The sequence below is a fragment of the Campylobacter sp. 2014D-0259 genome (assembly GCF_008000505.1).
In the GTDB taxonomy this organism is placed as follows: Bacteria; Campylobacterota; Campylobacteria; order Campylobacterales; family Campylobacteraceae; genus Campylobacter_D; species Campylobacter_D jejuni.
This window is the reverse complement of the sequence record NZ_VOAQ01000021.1, coordinates 1-459: the sequence shown is the minus strand read 5'-3', so window position 1 is coordinate 459 and position 459 is coordinate 1. Positions and strand designations below refer to the sequence as shown.

Annotated in this window: 1 protein-coding gene; it reads left to right on the top strand. The window is 57.1% G+C overall.

The genetic code is table 11. The annotated features are described in order from the left end of the window. Positions 1-459: tape measure protein (locus tag SR63_RS04600; protein ID WP_147498379.1), on the top strand; the 459-nt coding region annotated here is incomplete at both ends.

Genomic DNA, 459 nt, shown 5'->3' with positions numbered 1-459 from the left:
TGATCACCCAGTTCAGTCAGGCGCTGGCGCAGGGTGTATTGCGTGGTGAGGAGTTTAATTCGGTCAATGAAAGTGGTGACCGGATCGTACGTGCACTGGCTGCGGGTATGGGCGTGGCCCGTAAAGATCTGAAGGCAATGGCGGATGACGGAAAACTGACAGCGGATAAAGTGGTCCCCGCGTTAATCAGCCAGCTGGGGATATTACGTGATGAATATGCGGCCATGCCGGAAACGGTTTCCAGTAGTATCACGAAGGTGGAAAACGCCTTTATGGCCTGGGTGGGCGGTGCGAATGAGGCCAGCGGGGTGACAAAAACGCTCTCCGGCATGCTGAACGGTGTTGCCGGACAGATTGATAATGTGGCAACAGCCGTGGGCGCGCTGGTTGCCGTCGGGGTTGCCCGGTACTTTGGCAATATGGCCTCCGGAGCGATGTCTGCCACGGCAGGACTTGTGA